A 16,369-nucleotide genomic window follows, 5' to 3' on the forward strand; every position below is an offset into this window, starting at 1 on the left:
TTCGGCTCGTCGGTGAACTCACAGACCGCAAACCGTGCCCCTGATCAGGCGACACTCCAGTCAGTAACCACAACCCCTAGCCACATTTCTCGCCGGACGACAGTGTCCTGTTGATCGCCCTCCACGGAGAACGGGGCCGCTTCGGCGGCCGCGCCCGGCTGGGCATCCCCCGCAACCCCGACGAGTGGCCCGACGCGGCGGCGCAATTGGCCGACTGCCTCGTCACCGGCAGTGCCCAGCGCGGCGCCCACCCCGACGCCATCGTGCTCTTCCTCGTCCAGGACCCTGCCGAGGGGGAGGCCCCCGGGCAGGTCATGGAACGGCTCCGGCCACTGGCCCAGGGACTGCGCGTGGCCTGCGGCCGTCTCGACGTGCCCGTGGTGGAGGCGCTGTGCGTGTCCGCCGGGCGCTGGTGGTCGTACTCCTGCCCGGAAAGCGAGTGCGGACCTCCCGAAGGCGCGGCGGTCCCGCCCTCCGGCGACTCGGTGATGGCGGCCGCGGCCGCCTACGCGGGCATCCGGGTGCGCGGCTCGCGCAAGGAGATCGAGGACCGCTTCACCCCGCCCCCGGGCGGATCGACGGCAGCCCTCGCGCGGGAGGAGGCGCTGGACGCGGCTGCCGCCGGACTGGTGCCGCGCATGCTGGAGCGCGACGACTCCGACGAGGTGCGGCGTACGACGCTGCGGCTGCTCAAAGCGGCACTGGACCGGTTCAGGGTCGCCGACCCCGAGGACGACGGACCGATCGGCGACCGGCGGGACGACGGCCTGCTGGGCGACGACGAGGCCGCCGCGATGATCCTCGGCCTGCAGGACCGCGACACCCGCGACCGGGCCGCGGAGTGGATGGACCCGCCGCACACCGACCCCGCCCTGCGCCTGTGGCGGGCACTCGCCCGCCGCTGCGTCGAGCCCTACCACGAGCACGCCGCCGCACCGCTGACACTGGCCGGCTGGGTCGCCTGGGCCGCCGGGGACGAGGCCACCGCGCGCGTCGCTTTCGGCCGCGCACTGGACCTCGCCCCCGACTACACCTTTGCCCGGCTGCTCAACGCGGCGGTCAACAACGGGATCTCACCCGAGCCGCTGCGCCGCTACCTGCGCCGGCGGCGCGCCGGGCAGGCCCGCCGCGCCGCCCTTCTCACAGCTCGCCGCGGGCCAGCCGGATCAGCCGGTCGAGGACCCGGCCGCCGCTCACCCGGAGCCCGTCGTGCTCGTACTCGTCGGTGACCCACGTCCGCAGGCCGCGCACCGACCGCGCGGTCGCCAGCGAGTCGGCCGTGTCGACGTACATGTCGTCGTGGTACACCGCCGCGGCCACCGGCACCTCGTTCACCGCCAGTTGGCGCGGGTCGTACAGGTCGGGCCAGTCCTCCCGCCGGGCCAGCAGCTCGGCGGTGTCGGCCAGCGGGGCGAGCGCCGGGTCGGCGGAGAACATCCAGGGGTAGATCATCTCCCCGGTCAGCAGCACCGGCGCGTCGTCCGCCAGCCGCTTGTCCACGTCGAACTGCGGGAACTCGCCGCGCACGGACTCGGCCGCCCAGCCGGTGCCCCGCGGCGACACGGAGCGCTGGCCGTAGATCGACTCGTGCAGCACCGCGTAGAGCGGATTGCCCGCGAAGGACAGATGGCCCTGCGCCTCGGCCAGGAAGGAGTCGGACAGCTGCGGACGGCCGGTGCCCGGCAGGAACGCGTCCTCCAGCAGATAGTGCAGCGTGTGCGAGCCGGTGCCCGTGCCCAGCATCAGGCCGAGGGACTGGAGCGCCTCGGCAGTCAGCAGCCCGCCGCCCGGCAGCGTCACCTCGTGCTCCCGAAGGTGCCGCGCCAGGGCGCGGACCGTCTCCGCGTCCTCCGGGTAACGCGCGTAGTGCCCCTCCACCTTGCGCTCCACCCGGGGGTAGGCCGCCCGGTAGACGTCGTCGGCGCTGCTGCGCAGACCCGCGAGACCGCCCGTCACGAACGCCTCGCGAATCCCCTCGGGGGCGACGGAGAGATACGTCAGCGTGCAGAAGCCGCCGAAGCTCTGCCCCAGCAGGCTCCACTGCACGCTCTGGCCGAGCAGTTCACGGCGGATCAGCTCGCAGTCCCGCACGATCGAGTCGGCGCGGAAGTGCTCCAGATACCGGGCCTGGGCGGCGGCGTCGCCGCGCAACGGCAGGGTCTGCCGGTTGGCGGGGGTCGAACGGCCGGTGCCGCGCTGGTCGAGAAGGAGCACCCGGTAGTCGTCCAGCGCCCGGGTGAGCCAGCCGTCGCGGCCCAGCGGCCGCGGCGACCTGCCCCCCGGGCCGCCCTGAAGGAACAACAACCAGGGCAATGGCTCCCGTTCCTTGCCGACCGCCACGACCTCGCGGGCGTACACCTCGATCTGCTCGCCACGTGGCTCCGCGTGGTCGAGCGGTACCTGGAAGGTGCGGTCGGTGATGACGGTCCCTGGCTGGCGGTAGACGGCCATGGCTCTCTTTCCGCTGATACGAACGATTTCCCGATCAGAAACGGTAGACGGCGCGTGACCCGAGTGCCCACACGGGCGTTCACCGGGTAGCGGCGGCACGGCCCGCCCGAGCCGACGAGGAGATGGCATGGCCCCGCATCCGGCCCATCGGTCGTCCTCCCGCGCCGAGCGGGCGCCGCAGGCGGTGCACGACGCGGTGATCTCCGTCGCGGCCCCCTCGCTCGCGGTCTCGGGCCGGGACGGGCAGCTGCGCGGCGAGGGCCTGGACGGCTTCTACCAGGCCGGGCGGCGTGTGCTGGCCCGCTGCGAGTTCCGGCTCGCGGGGGCGGTGCCGGTGCCGGTGCAGGGTCTGCCAGTGGCGGCCGGGGAAGCGCGGTTCACCGCGGTCGCGCGGGTGCCCGGTGACACCGCCCCCGACCCTGCCCTGACCGTGGAGCGCCTGCGCTCCGCGGGCGGTACCGAGCGCATCACGGTCCACAACACCGGGCCGCGCGAGGTGCGCATCCCGTGCGAGGTGTCCCTCGCGTGCGATCTCGCGGAGCTGCCGGCGATCGCCTCGGGGGCGTCCGGTCCCGAACTGCCTGCCAGCGTCTGCGACGCGGGGCTGCTGTGGGCCGGCGAGGGGGGACGGGTCCGGGTCGTCGCCGAGCCGGGGCCCGACAACGCCATGGCCTCGGCCGGCCTGCTGAGCTGGGACCTGGTGCTGCCGCCGGGGGCGTCCCGCACAATCGAGCTGCGGGTGGTCCTGGAGCCCGCCGGGGCGCAGCCGTCGGGACCGGCGTCCGGACCGCCCGCCGTGCCGTGGTCCGCGGCGTACATCGAGAGCGAGGACAGCGGTGCGGCGGCGCTGCTCGGCACCGCCCTCGACGACCTGCGGGCGCTGCTGCTGAGGGAGCCCGGGCATCCGCTCGACGCCCATGTGGCGGCCGGGGCACCGTGGCGGCTCGGTCTGGCCCCGGCCGACGCGGTGTGGGCGGCGCGCATGCTGCTGCCGCTCGGCACGCGGCTGGCCGCCGGGACCCTGCGCACCCTGGCCCGCCGGCAGGACCCGGAGACCGGCCAGGTGCCCGGTCCGCTGCGGCACGCCGGGCCGCACCTGCCCCCCACGTCCTCGGGTGTGGAGGCCGGGCTGCTCTTCGTCACCGTGCTCGCCGAGGCGCGCCGCTGGGGGATGTACGAACGGGAGGCCGAGCAGTTGCTGCCCGCGGCGGAGCGCTCCCTGCGGTGGCTGCGCTCGTCCCTGACCTCCGGCGGGTACATGCCCGACCCCGCGCCCGGCGGTCCCCTGCGCTGCGACGTGCAGGCGCACGCGCACCGCGCCATGCTGCACGGCGCGGACCTGCTGGAGGCCTACGGGCGCCCGGGTGCCGAGGAGTGGCGCGAGCGGGCGGAGGCGTTGCGCCGCCGCTTCCGCGAGGACTTCTGGCTGGACGACCGGGCCGGGGGCCGGCCCGCCGCCGCCCTCACCCCGGACGGCAGACCGGTGCCGCATCTCGGCTCGGCGGCGGCGCACCTGCTGGACACCGGACTGGCCGGCGGCGGTGAGGCCGCCCCCGGACTGCTGGACAAGGCGCAGACCGAGCAGCTCGCCCGCCTGCTCGCGGCGCCGGAGCTCGACTCGGGCTGGGGGCTGCGCACACTGTCGGCCGCCGCGCCCGGCCACAACCCCTTCGGGCACCGCGGAGGAGCCGTGCGCGTCCACGAGACCGCCGTCGCGGTCGCAGGCCTGGCCGCGCACGGCTACGAGCGGGAGGCCGCCGCCCTGCTGCGCGGCGTGCTCGACGCGGCCGCCGTCTTCGGCCACCGGCTGCCCGAGATGTACGCGGGCGAGCAGCGTGCCCCCGGGCGCGTCCCCGCCCCGCATCCGACCGCTTCCCGTCCCGCCGCGGTGGCGGCCGCGGGGGCGGTGCAGCTGCTTACCTCCCTCGCCGGTATCCGCCCGGACGTCCCCGAGCGCGTCGTCGCCGTCCGTCCCGTGGGCTGCGCGCCCCTCGGCGAACTGCGGCTCGCCGGGCTGACGGTCGCCGGCGAGCCGTTCGCGGTCCGGGTCGGCCGGTTCGGGACGGCCGTGGTCGAGGACGCCGCGGCCGGCCTTCAGCTCGGTTCCTGAGCCGTGCCGGGCACCCCGCCGCGCCGCTCGGCCCGACGTGGTCCCGGCCGCTTCGCCCGCTCCTCCACCACGTCGAACAACCGGCCGAGAGCGGGACCCGTCATCCTTCCAACCTGCTGCTTATCGTCAAGAAGACGACTATGATCGCGGACATGCCGCCCTACGACCCGTCAGCTTTCCCGCCGTTCGCCGTCACCGTCGACCTCGTCGTGCTCACGGTGCGCAGCAACGCCCTGTGCGCGCTCGCGGTCCGTCGCGGCGAGCCGCCGTACCAGGGCCGGTGGGCGCTGCCCGGCGGCTTTGTGCGCGGCGACGAGGACCTGGCCGAGGCCGCCGCCCGTGAACTGGAGGAGGAGACCGGGCTCCGCGCCGGCAAGGGGGTGCATCTGGAGCAGCTGGCCACGTACGGCGATCCCCAGCGCGACCCCCGCATGCGGGTGGTGAGCGTCGCGCACCTGGTGCTCGCCCCCGACCTGCCCGCCCCCCGCGCCGGCGGCGACGCGCGCAGCGCCCGCTGGGCCCCGGTGGGGGAGTTGCTGCGCAATGGCGAGGACGGTGCCCTCGCCTTCGACCACGCGCGGATCCTGGGAGACGGTGTCGAACGCGCCCGCTCCAAGCTCGAGTACTCCGCGCTGGCCACCGCCTTCTGCCCGCCCGAGTTCACCGTCGGTGAACTGCGCCGGGTCTACGAGGTCGTGTGGGGTGTCGTCCTCGATCCCCGCAACTTCCACCGCAAGGTGACGGGCACGGTCGGATTCCTCGTCCCCACCGGCGGTACGACGACCCGTCAGGGCGGTCGGCCCGCACAGTTGTTCCGTGCGGGTGGGGCCACCATCCTCAATCCGCCCATGTTGCGGCCAGAGGTGTAAATTTCGGACCTTTCGCACGTTATCGTGCAGGGGTGATCCAGGCCATCGGACTGACCAGCGCGTCCCGCGGCGACGAAGCACCCGCCGTGGACGACCTCACCTTTGACGCCCGCCCCGGGGAGATCACCGCCCTGCTCGGCGACAGCGGCGCGGGCAAGTCGACCGCCCTGCGGCTGATGCTCGAACTCGAACCCGGCCGCGGCATCACCCTTTTCGGCGGCCGGCCCCTGCACCGTCACGCCCATCCGGCGAATGTCGTCGGCGTGCTCCTCGGCGACGTCCCCGGACATCCCTCCCGCACCGCCCGCGGCCACCTGCGCATGCTGGCCGCGGCGGCAGGCGCGCCCGCCGAACGCGCCGACCAGGTCCTGGAGATCGTGGGCCTGCGCGACGCGGCGGACCGGCGCCTCGGCGAGTTCTCGCTCGGCATGGACCGCCGCCTCGGCGTCGCCGCCGCCCTGCTCGGCGACCCTCCCGCCCTCCTGCTCGACGACCCCGCCCAGGACTTGTCGCCCCGCGACACCGCCTGGCTGTACGGGCTGCTGAAGACCTATGCCGCGCGCGGCGGAACGGTCGTCGTCACGGTGAGCGACCCCCGGACGGCCGGACGTCTCGCGGACCGCATCGTCACGCTCGACGCGGGGCGGCTCGTCGCCGACCAGTCCGCCGTGGAGTTCGGCCGCGGACGGCTGCGGCCGTACGTCGCCGTGCAGTCGCCGCAGGCCGAACGCCTGGCGCTGCTCCTCACCGACGACGAGACCGAGATCACCCACGAGAGCGGCAGCCGTATCTGCGTCTACGGGACGACCACGGCCCGGATCGGGGAGACCGCCTTCCGGCACGGCATCCTGCTGCACCGCCTCGCGGACGAGGTGGGCGACACCGGCGTCCCGGAGTCGCCGCGCGGCGACCGCGCGCCCGGCACGGTCAGCCTGGCGCCGGTGCGCGAGGCGCTCCCGCCCGCGGGGCCCGCCCGTCCGGTCCGCTACGAACTGCGGCGCCTCGCGGGCATCCGCGGCCCATGGCTGATCGCCCTGGCGGGCGTGCTGGGGTCCGCCCTCTCCACCCTGGTGCTGCTGCGCACGGGGCACCACGCGGTCTCCCTGCGGCTGCTGACCGGCTGGGCGCGTTCACTGCCACTTCCCCCGGCCGCCCTTGGGGGCGGGCTGCTCGGCGCGCTCTCGTACGGCCAGGAGTTCCGGTACCCGGCACTGGCGCCCGCCAACGCGCCCGTGCCGCGCCAACTGCGCCTGCTGCTGGCCAAGCTCGTCGTCAACGGTGGTGCGGCGCTGGTGATCGCCGGTGGTGCGGCCCTGGCGGGAGCGGTGGAGGCGTACTTCCTGGGCGGGCACGGGCTGCCCGGTCTGCCGGCGCTGGCGCGTATCTCGGTGACGTGGGGAGTGCTGGCGCTGGTGTGCTGCTGGGCGGGTGTGCTGGCGGCCGGGGTGTTCCGCACCACCGCGCTGGGCCTGGCCGGTGTGCTGGCGGTGCCCTTGCTGGTGGCGCCGGTGGTGCGCCGTGCGGCGACGGCTCCGGCGATCGACGCGGTGCGGCTGGCGACCCAACCCGTCCGGTATTCCTTCGTCTTGTCGCTCTTCGCTCTGTTGTGTGCCTATGTGGCAACGGTCTTGCGCCGGAGAAACCCCATTTCCTTCCGATAAAGCGTCAATTATCAGGTGATGAGTGCTCACCCTTTCGTGTGCTTTTCAGCAAAGCCCTCAAGGTGCCGGGTCTCATCGCCGACAAATGATGCGTGAGTACCCTTGCGCACACCATGATGACCGCCGCCCGCTCCGTCGACCCCAGCCTCGTCGGCGGTGGCGAGCTCGACCGCTATCCGTACGCCGACGTCTCGGCCGGTTCCTCGCCGGACCGGATGGGCGGCGCGCCCTCCTGGGAGGGCGGTGACGCCGACATGGGCCGGGTGGGCCGCCGGGCGGGCGGCAGCCGTGGCCGCGGGCTCCACGGCCAACTCGTCCAGCAGCTCGGCCAGATGATCGTCTCCGGCGATCTGGGTGCCGACCGCCCGCTCGTCCCGGAGGAGATCGGCCAGCGCTTCGAGGTCTCCCGTACCGTCGTCCGCGAATCGCTGCGTGTACTGGAGGCCAAGGGCCTGGTCAGTGCCCGGCCCAATGTCGGCACCCGGGTCCGGCCCGTCGCCGACTGGAATCTGCTCGACCCCGACATCATCGAGTGGCGGGCCTTCGGTCCGCAGCGGGACGACCAGCGCCGTGAGCTGTTCGAGCTGCGCTGGACGATCGAGCCGCTCGCCGCCCGCCTCGCCGCCGGCCACGGCCGTGAGGACATCCAGCAGCGCCTGGCCGACATGACCGAGATCATGGCGCACGCCGTCGGCCAGGGCGACGGGCTGACCTTCTCCCGCGCCGACGCGGAGTTCCACGCCCTGTTGCTGCAGGTCGCGGGGAACCGCATGCTGGAGCACCTGGCGGGCATCGTCTCCGCCGCCCTCCAGGTCTCCGGCGGCCCCGTCACCGGCTGCGAGCGCCCCGGCGATCACTCCGTCGCCCTCCACGCGCGGGTGGTCGAGGCGCTGGCCGCCTCCGACGGTGCCGAGGCGGAGGCCGTCATGCGCCAGCTGCTGGCCGTGCACACCGAGCCTGGCCCCGCGGGGACCCCCGACCATGTCGTTCCCGCCCCGCGCGAGCACTGATCGCCCGGAGGAACCGGAGACGGCACCGATTTCCGCCGCCGGCCCACACCCTCCGGGCCCGGCGGCGGAGCCGTCCGCCCCGGCCGGGTGGACGGATGTGGCCTGCGCGTTCACGGCGAGTGTCCGGCTATCGACTGGTTGATGCCGTTCCGGGGTGTGACTCGGACCACGTGGAGTCGGGCGTAACGCTCTCGCGAGCAGCGCGATGAGGTAAGAGGTGGCGGCCGCGCGAGGAATATCCGCGACGAACATGACGCTGAGTTGCTGAGCGGTTCCACCGTAGTCGTTTTCCATCGTTCCGAGAGGTTGTTCGTGTCGGCCAGCACATCCCGTACGCTCCCGCCGGAGATCGCCGAGTCCGAGTCTCTGATGGCGCTCATCGAGCGGGGTAAGGCTCAGGGTCAGATCGCCGGCGACGACGTGCGCCGAGCCTTCGAAGCGGACCAGATCCCGGCAACCCAGTGGAAGAACGTTCTGCGCAGCCTCAACCAGGTCCTCGACGAGGAGGGTGTGACGCTGATGGTGAGTGCCGCTGAGGCGCCCAAGCGCACCCGTAAGAGCGTCGCAGCCAAGAGCCCGGCGAAGCGTACTGCCACCAAGACCGTCGAGACCAAGGCCGCGCCGGTCAAGAAGACCGTGGCGGCCAAGGCCGCCGCGGCGCCCGCGTCCGCCGGCGAGGCGGATGCGGTGGCGGACGTGGCCGGTGAGGGCGTGGCGCCCGCCAAGAAGGCGGTGGCGAAGAAGACCGCGGTCAAGAAGACCACCGCCGCCAAGAAGACGACGGCCAAGAAGACGGCCGCCGCCGAGACCAAGACCAAGAAGGACGACGAGCTCGTCGAGGGCGAGGAACTCCTCGAGGAGGTCGCGCCCGGCAAGGACGAGGACGTCCCGGCCGCCGAGGCCGAGGCGGAGAGCTTCGTGCTCTCCGACGACGACGAGGACGACGCGCCCGCGCAGCAGGTCGCCGCGGCCGGCGCCACCGCCGACCCGGTCAAGGACTACCTGAAGCAGATCGGCAAGGTCCCCCTCCTCAACGCCGAGCAGGAGGTGGAGCTCGCCAAGCGCATCGAGGCCGGTCTGTTCGCCGAGGACAAGCTGGCCCAGGCGGACAAGCTCGCCCCCAAGCTCAAACGCGAGCTGGAGATCATCGCCGAGGACGGCCGCTGGGCCAAGAACCACCTGCTGGAGGCCAACCTCCGTCTGGTGGTCTCACTGGCCAAGCGCTACACCGGTCGCGGCATGCTCTTCCTGGACCTGATCCAGGAGGGCAACCTGGGTCTGATCCGCGCGGTCGAGAAGTTCGACTACACCAAGGGCTTCAAGTTCTCCACGTACGCGACGTGGTGGATCCGCCAGGCGATCACCCGCGCGATGGCCGACCAGGCCCGCACCATCCGTATCCCGGTGCACATGGTCGAGGTCATCAACAAGCTGGCCCGCGTCCAGCGCCAGATGCTCCAGGACCTGGGCCGCGAGCCCACCCCGGAGGAGCTGGCCAAGGAACTCGACATGACCCCGGAGAAGGTCATCGAGGTCCAGAAGTACGGCCGCGAGCCGATCTCCCTCCACACCCCGCTGGGCGAGGACGGCGACAGCGAGTTCGGCGACCTGATCGAGGACTCCGAGGCGGTCGTCCCGGCCGACGCGGTCAGCTTCACGCTTCTCCAGGAGCAGCTGCACTCCGTCCTCGACACGCTCAGTGAGCGCGAGGCAGGCGTGGTCTCGATGCGTTTCGGCCTGACCGACGGCCAGCCGAAGACCCTCGACGAGATCGGCAAGGTGTACGGGGTCACCCGTGAGCGCATTCGCCAGATCGAGTCGAAGACCATGTCCAAGCTGCGCCACCCGTCCCGCTCCCAGGTGCTCCGCGACTACCTGGACTGATCCGGACCGGTTCCCACGGGCCCGCGACCGCCATTGGCGGCGCGGGCCCGTCGGCGTTTCCGGAGATCTCTCCGGATGCGGGGGTGGGTCCTCCGGGTCACGCTGAGTGCACTTATTGATCCGGAGGGTGAGGAGAGTGCATGCGTTCCTCGATCCGCTCGATGATCGGCGGACTGACGCTGGCATCCGCGCTCGCGATGCCGCTGGTGGCCCCCGCGTACACCGCGTATGCCGCCACCTTTGAGCCCGCCGTGCCGGGCGTGGAACCCGTGGCCCCGGAGGCGGTGGGCGCCGCCGTCCCCGAGGCCGTGTCGCGGCAGGGCGAAGGGGCCTCGGCCGCCGAGCCGGCGCGGCAGTCCATAGCCGGGGGCGCGGAGTCCGCCGCGCGACTCGGCCGGGTGGCGGCGCCGGCGGCACCCGAAGTGCCCCGCGACGCCTCGGACGTGGCGAGCCCGCAGGCGCCGTCGCAGGGCGCCGCCGGCTCCGTCATAGGCGGGGCGCCGGTGTCGACCCAGCAGTACCCCTGGGCCGTGGCCATCTCCAGCCGCTCGCGGTACGGGACGACGCGCTCCGGGCAGTTCTGCGCCGGTGCCCTGGTGGGGCCGGCCACCGTGGTGAGCGCCGCGCACTGCTTCACCCCGGCCGCGCTCGGCGGGGACTGGAGGGAGGTGCCCGATCTGCGCGTCATCGGCGGACGCACGGACCTGAGCGGCGCCGGGGGCAGGGAGGTGCCGGTCCGGAAGATCTGGGTGAACCCGGCCTACGATCCGGCGACCAACAACGGCGATGTGGCCGTCGTCACGCTCGCCGGACGGCTTCCGGCGTCGGCGGCGATCCCGATGGCGAAGCCCGGCGACAACACGGTCTACCGTTCCGGTACCCCGGCCAAGGTCCTGGGCTGGGGCGACACGACGGGGCTCGGTACCTACTCGAACACCCTGCGGGCGGCCCCGGTCAAGGTGCTCCCCGACTCGGTGTGCCAGAAGGCCTATCCGGGGAGCGTCGACGGCAAGTACATGTCCGGCTCCATGGTGTGCGCGGGTGAACTCACCGGGGGCCGGGACTCCTGCCAGGGGGACAGCGGCGGCCCGCTCGTGGCGGGGCAGCGCCTCATCGGTCTGGTGTCCTGGGGATCCGGCTGCGCCGAGGCGGGCCAACCGGGGGTCTACACCAGGGTCTCGTCGGTCTCCGGGCTGGTCGGGCAGCACTCGTGACCGGTTGATGGATGATCGTGCACCGCGGTGCCCCTCCGCCGCGGTGACCGGCAGCGGACACGCCAACGGGCGGCCTCCTTCGCGGAGGCCGCCCGTTGAAAGCTCTCGCAGTCCTATGCGTCAGCGTTCGTCATCCGCCGCAACGGTCGGCGTGGCCGTGAGGCGGCCGGTCTCGTCCTGTATTTCCACAGCGATCTTCTTCAGTTCGGGCTCGAACTTACGCCCATGGTGCGCGCAGAAGAGCAGCTCACCGCCGCTGATCAGTACGACGCGCAGGTAGGCCTGGGCGCCGCAACGGTCGCAGCGGTCCGCCGCCGTCAGCGGGCTCGCGGGGGTCAGAACTGTAGTCACGTCGCCTCTTCTCTAGCTCGACGAGCTGTCGTACCAGGGTCAACATCCAACCAGGCCGAAACTGTTCCCGCTCGTGCCTTTTTCCTGGAAACCGTTGTTGTAGCGGCTGGATGCTACCGATTGGCGGCGAATGATCCTCTGGTGTGGTTATTTGTCGTCTTCGGGGCAATCAGGCGGAACTGGTCAGATTCTTCAGTTATGTCCCGCCGGCTGGCTTGCCGGTTGTTGATGAGGACGTGCCCGCAGCCTAAATGGTTCATGCCTCCAGTGGAACGTGACATGTGTATCACTCAAACGAGGGATCGAACATCTCTTCGAGAGGGGGCTAGCATGGACCGCATACCGGGTCGCGGCGAAACGGCCGCGCGCGGCCTCGGTACCCTCTGACCGATACGGCTGTAGAACTTCATCGAGGAGACGTCCCGCGTGACCGCCGAAACATCCGTGCCGTCCACCGCGTTGCTGACCGGTGCAGATCGTGACGGCTCCAACTACACCGCGCGGCATCTGCTGGTACTCGAAGGCCTGGAGGCGGTGCGCAAACGCCCGGGCATGTACATCGGCTCCACCGACAGCCGCGGCCTGATGCACTGCCTCTGGGAGATCATCGACAACTCCGTCGACGAGGCCCTCGGCGGTCACTGCGACCACATCGACGTCGTCCTCCACGAGGACAACTCGGTCGAGGTGCGCGACAACGGCCGCGGCATCCCCGTCGACATCGAGCCCAAGACCGGCCTGTCCGGTGTCGAGGTCGTCATGACCAAGCTGCACGCGGGCGGCAAGTTCGGCGGCGGGTCCTACGCGGCCTCCGGCGGTCTGCACGGCGTGGGCGCCTCGGTCGTCAACGCGCTGTCCGCCCGGCTGGACGTCGAGGTCGACCGCGGTGGCCACACCCACGCCATCAGTTTCCGGCGAGGCGTCCCCGGCCGCTTCGCCAAGCCCGGCCCGGAGGCGCACTTCGAGCCGGAGAGCGGGCTCGACAAGCCCAGGAAGGTGCCGCGGACCCGGACCGGCACCCGGGTGCGCTACTGGGCGGACCGCCAGATCTTCCTCAAGGACGCCAAGCTCTCGCTGGACACGCTGCACCAGCGCGCCCGGCAGACCGCGTTCCTGGTGCCCGGACTGACGATCGTCGTCCGCGACGAGCGTGCCGACAACGGCTCCGAGGACGGCAAGCCGGTCGAGGACACCTTCCACTTCGACGGCGGCATCAGCGAGTTCGCCGACTACCTCACCCCGGACAAGCCGATCTGCGACGTGCTGCGGCTGTCCGGCAGCGGCACCTTCAAGGAGACCGTCCCGGTCCTGGACGACCGCGGCCACATGAGCCCCACCGAGGTCACCCGCGAGCTCGGCGTCGACGTGGCGCTGCGCTGGGGCACGGGGTACGACACCACGCTGCGCTCCTTCGTGAACATCATCGCGACGCCCAAGGGCGGCACCCACGTCCGGGGTTTCGAGGGGGCCATCACGCGGACGGTCAACGAGGTGCTGCGCGCCAACAAGCTGCTGCGCGTCGCCGAGGACGACATCGTCAAGGACGACGCCCTGGAGGGCATGACCGCGGTCGTGACCGTCCGGCTCGCCGAGCCGCAGTTCGAGGGCCAGACCAAGGAGGTGCTCGGCACCTCGGCGGCCAACCGCATCGTCTCCAACGTCGTCTCCCGCGAGCTGAAGGCCTTCCTCACCTCCACCAAGCGGGACGACAAGCAGCAGGCCCGCGCCGTGCTGGAGAAGGCCGTCGCCGCGGCCCGCACCCGGATCGCGGCCCGGCAGCACAAGGACGCGCAGCGCCGCAAGACCGCGCTGGAGTCCTCGTCGCTGCCGGCCAAGCTCGCCGACTGCCGCAGCGACGACGTGGACCGCAGCGAACTCTTCATCGTCGAGGGCGACTCGGCGCTGGGCACCGCGAAGCTCGCCCGCAACTCCGAGTTCCAGGCGCTGCTGCCGATCCGCGGCAAGATCCTCAACGTCCAGAAGTCCTCGGTCTCGGACATGCTCAAGAACACCGAGTGCGGGGCGATCATCCAGGTCATAGGAGCCGGCTCCGGCCGCACCTTCGACATCGACCAGGCGCGCTACGGCAAGATCATCATGATGACCGACGCCGATGTCGACGGCAGCCACATCCGGTGCCTGCTGCTGACGCTCTTCCAGCGCTACATGCGGCCCATGGTCGAGGCCGGCCGTGTCTTCGCCGCCGTCCCGCCGCTGCACCGCGTGGAGCTCACCAACCCGCGCAAGGGCCAGGAGAAGTACGTGTACACGTACTCCGACCGCGAGCTGCGCGACACGCTGCTGGAGTTCGAGCGCAAGGGCATCCGCTTCAAGGACAACATCCAGCGGTACAAGGGCCTGGGCGAGATGGACGCCGACCAGCTGGCCGAGACGACGATGGACCCGCGCCACCGGACGCTGCGCCGGATCAACATCAGCGACCTGGAGGGCGCCGAGCTGGCGTTCGACCTGCTGATGGGCAACGAGGTGGCGCCGCGCCGCGAGTTCATCACCAACTCCGCCGCCACCCTGGACCGCTCGCGCATCGACGCCTGAGGTCCGCCCGGCCCGGCAGGGCCGCCCCGCCAGGTCCTTTAGGCGAAGGTGTCGTCCCCCACCCCCCGGGGTGGGGGATCGTCACCTGATGGGGTGAAGGTTTCTGCTTGGGGCCTCCCGGCTCTTCCCGCAATGTCCATGCTTGGGCGCACGGCCGAACGGTCCGTGAAGCGAGGAGAGTCCGTGAAAGAGCACGACGGGGCGGAGCCCAGCGGGCTGCGGGTGGACGACCCCTGGTACGACGCCCTGGCCGCCGGGGACTGGGAGGGACCGCAACCCCCGCCGGCGCCCTCACCCCCACAGGCCGGGCCGTCCGGTCGCGCCGCCGTGTACCGGGAGGTGCAGCGCAGCGGTCCGTTCCAGGAAGTCCGCGGCCGCTACCGGCGGTTCGTCTTCCCGGCGACCCTCGCCTTCCTCGCCTGGTACCTGCTCTACGTCGTCCTCGCGACCGCGGCGCCCCGCCTCATGGCCCGGCCCGTCGCCGGCGAGCTCAATGTCGCCATGGCCCTGGGACTCGCCCAGTTCGCCTCGACCTTCCTGCTGACCTGGGCCTATGCCCGGCACGCCCGGCTGCGCCGGGACCGGGCCGCCCTGGAACTGCGCTGGGACACCCAGGAGCGGATGCGGTGACCGGCAACCACCAGGGACTCGCGCTGGTCCTCTTCACCGTCTTCGTCTCCGTCACCCTCGCCATCACCGCCTGGGCGGGGCGGCGGCGCAGCTCCTCGGTCGAGTTCTTCGCGGGCGGCAGGCTCTTCTCGCCCCTGGAGAACGGATTCGCCATCGCGGGCGACTACCTGTCCGCCGCCACCTTCCTCGGCATCTCCGGCCTCATCGCGCTTTTCGGCTACGACGGCATGCTCTACTCGGTCGGGTTCCTGGTCGCCTGGCTGGTGGTGCTCTTCCTCGTCGCGGAACTGGTCCGCAACTGCGGCCGCTACACCCTCGCCGACGTCCTCAGCGCGCGGATGAAGCAGCGGCCCGTGCGGATCGCCGCGGGCAGCGCCTCGGTCGTCGTCTCCGTGCTCTACCTGGTCGCGCAGATGGTGGGTGCCGGAAGCCTGGTCGCGCTGCTGCTCGGCGGCCAGGGCTCGGCCGCGCGCACCTGGACCGTGGTCGGGGTGGGCGCGCTCATGGTGTTCTACGTGACCTTCGGCGGCATGCGGGCCACCACATGGATCCAGATCGTCAAGGCGGTGCTGCTGATGGGCGGCACGCTCGCCCTCACGGTGCTGGTCCTGATCCGTTTCCACGGCGACCTCGGCGGCCTGCTGCGCGCGGCGGCCGACGGCAGCGGCCACGGGCGCGCCTACCTCGCACCGGGCCTGAAGTACGGCGGGAACTGGACCTCCCGGCTGGACTTCATGAGTCTCGGCCTCGCCCTCGTGCTCGGGACGGCCGGTCTGCCGCACATCCTGTCCCGCTTCTACACCGTGCCGACGGCGCGTTCGGCCCGGCGCTCGGTGGTCTGGGCGATCGGCCTCATCGGCAGCTGCTATCTGATGATCATCGTGCTGGGTGTGGCCGCGGCCGCCGTCGTCGGTTCGGACGCCGTCCGAACCTCCAACGCGGCCGGGAACACCGCCGTGCCGCTGCTCGCCCTCGACCTCGGCGGGGGCGCGGGCTCGACGGGCGGGACCGTGCTCTTCGCCGTCGTCGGCGCCATCGCCTTCGCCACGATCCTCGCCGTCGTCGCGGGCATCACCCTGGCGTCCTCCGCCTCCGTGGCGCACGACCTGTACGCCACGCTGCGCCGGCCGCGCCCCGGCACCACGCGCCGCGAGCACGAGGACGTGCGCGTGGCCCGGCTGGCGGCCGTCGGGATCGGCGGCGTGGCGATCGGGCTGAGCCTGTTCGCGCAGGGGCAGAACGTGGCGTTCCTGGTGGGTCTGGCGTTCGCGGTGGCGGCGTCGGCCAATCTGCCGGTGCTGCTGTTCACCCTGTTCTGGCGCAGGTTCACCACCCGGGGCGCGGTGTGGTCGGTGTACGGCGGGCTGGTCCCGGCGGTGGCACTGGTGGTGTTGTCGCCGGTGGTCTCCGGCAGTGCGGACTCGCTCTTCCCGGGGGTGGACTTCGCCTTCTTCCCGCTCCAGAACCCGGGGCTGGTGTCGATCCCCCTGGGTTTCCTGGCCGGTTGGGCCGGGACGATGCTCTCCCGCGAGCCCGCCGACGCCGACGCGTACGCCGAGGTGGAGGTCCGCGCCCTCACGGGCGCCGGCGCGGCGTAGGAGGCCGTGCGGCGGTCCTGTGGGCCCCTGCCGGC

The 16,369-nt window shown here is 72.3% G+C and carries 12 protein-coding genes; 10 read left to right on the plus strand and 2 right to left on the minus strand.

Translation table 11 applies throughout. The features are described from left to right. Nucleotides 1-110: 110 nt before the first annotated feature. Nucleotides 111-1,229 (plus strand): DUF4192 domain-containing protein, encoded by a 1,119-nt coding sequence (locus ACIP9H_RS39395; RefSeq protein ID WP_401963766.1) that lies wholly within the window; start codon nt 111-113, stop codon nt 1,227-1,229. Here ACIP9H_RS39395 and ACIP9H_RS39400 read toward each other — a convergent pair. After that, entirely contained in the window at nt 1,141-2,451 is a 1,311-nt protein-coding gene (locus ACIP9H_RS39400) for an alpha/beta fold hydrolase (protein ID WP_401593336.1), read from the minus strand. The genes ACIP9H_RS39395 and ACIP9H_RS39400 overlap by 89 nt on opposite strands. Nucleotides 2,452-2,578: 127 nt before the next feature. On the opposite strand from ACIP9H_RS39400, the gene ACIP9H_RS39405 reads away from it, so the two are divergent. The 6 genes from ACIP9H_RS39405 to ACIP9H_RS39430 all read left to right on the plus strand — a co-directional run bounded on the left by ACIP9H_RS39405 (nt 2,579) and on the right by ACIP9H_RS39430 (nt 11,199). Next, nucleotides 2,579-4,561 (plus strand): glycogen debranching N-terminal domain-containing protein, encoded by a 1,983-nt coding sequence (locus tag ACIP9H_RS39405; protein ID WP_401963767.1) that lies wholly within the window; start codon nt 2,579-2,581, stop codon nt 4,559-4,561. 152 nt (nt 4,562-4,713) lie between these two features. Further along, nucleotides 4,714-5,430: an NUDIX hydrolase gene (locus tag ACIP9H_RS39410; protein ID WP_401593393.1), complete on the plus strand. Its 717-nt coding sequence runs from the start codon at nt 4,714-4,716 to the stop codon at nt 5,428-5,430. A gap of 32 nt (nt 5,431-5,462) precedes the next feature. After that, complete coding sequence (locus ACIP9H_RS39415; RefSeq protein ID WP_401963769.1) at nt 5,463-7,091, plus strand: ATP-binding cassette domain-containing protein; 1,629 nt, start codon at nt 5,463-5,465, stop codon at nt 7,089-7,091. Between the two features lie 92 nt (nt 7,092-7,183). Next, a complete protein-coding gene (locus tag ACIP9H_RS39420) occupies nt 7,184-8,101 on the plus strand; it encodes a FadR/GntR family transcriptional regulator (RefSeq protein ID WP_401963771.1) in 918 nt (305 codons plus the stop codon). A gap of 312 nt (nt 8,102-8,413) precedes the next feature. Next, nucleotides 8,414-9,985, plus strand: a complete 1,572-nt coding sequence (locus ACIP9H_RS39425; RefSeq protein ID WP_401963773.1) for an RNA polymerase sigma factor — start codon at nt 8,414-8,416, stop codon at nt 9,983-9,985. 422 nt (nt 9,986-10,407) lie between these two features. Beyond that, a complete protein-coding gene (locus ACIP9H_RS39430; RefSeq protein ID WP_401963798.1) occupies nt 10,408-11,199 on the plus strand; it encodes a serine protease in 792 nt (263 codons plus the stop codon). A gap of 120 nt (nt 11,200-11,319) precedes the next feature. Here the strand turns inward: ACIP9H_RS39430 and ACIP9H_RS39435 are convergent, their stop codons facing one another. Continuing rightward, entirely contained in the window at nt 11,320-11,550 is a 231-nt protein-coding gene (locus ACIP9H_RS39435; RefSeq protein WP_360912738.1) for a hypothetical protein, read from the minus strand. 426 nt (nt 11,551-11,976) lie between these two features. Here ACIP9H_RS39435 and ACIP9H_RS39440 point away from each other — a divergent pair, with 426 nt between their 5' ends. The 3 genes from ACIP9H_RS39440 (at nt 11,977) to ACIP9H_RS39450 (ending at nt 16,334) form a co-directional block, all read left to right on the plus strand. After that, nucleotides 11,977-14,106 carry a type IIA DNA topoisomerase subunit B gene (locus ACIP9H_RS39440; RefSeq protein ID WP_401593349.1) on the plus strand — a complete coding sequence of 710 codons (2,130 nt, stop codon included), beginning with the start codon at nt 11,977-11,979 and terminating at the stop codon, nt 14,104-14,106. A gap of 183 nt (nt 14,107-14,289) precedes the next feature. Further along, nucleotides 14,290-14,736: a DUF485 domain-containing protein gene (locus ACIP9H_RS39445; RefSeq protein ID WP_401593352.1), complete on the plus strand. Its 447-nt coding sequence runs from the start codon at nt 14,290-14,292 to the stop codon at nt 14,734-14,736. Further along, complete coding sequence (locus ACIP9H_RS39450; protein WP_401963775.1) at nt 14,733-16,334, plus strand: cation acetate symporter; 1,602 nt, start codon at nt 14,733-14,735, stop codon at nt 16,332-16,334. The genes ACIP9H_RS39445 and ACIP9H_RS39450 overlap by 4 nt, the downstream gene beginning before the upstream one ends. The last annotated feature ends 35 nt before the right edge of the window (nt 16,335-16,369 follow it).

Origin of the sequence: Streptomyces sp. NPDC088732, from assembly GCF_044751205.1 — a bacterium.
GTDB lineage: Bacteria > Actinomycetota > Actinomycetes > Streptomycetales > Streptomycetaceae > Actinacidiphila.

Excerpts from the sequence above, each read along its gene's own strand:
- ACIP9H_RS39400 (WP_401593336.1), bottom strand. The coding sequence starts at position 2,451 with ATGGCCGTCTACCGCCAGCCAGGGACCGTCATCACCGACCGCACCTTC.
- ACIP9H_RS39405 (WP_401963767.1), top strand. The coding sequence starts at position 2,579 with ATGGCCCCGCATCCGGCCCATCGGTCGTCCTCCCGCGCCGAGCGGGCG.
- ACIP9H_RS39410 (WP_401593393.1), top strand. The coding sequence starts at position 4,714 with ATGCCGCCCTACGACCCGTCAGCTTTCCCGCCGTTCGCCGTCACCGTC.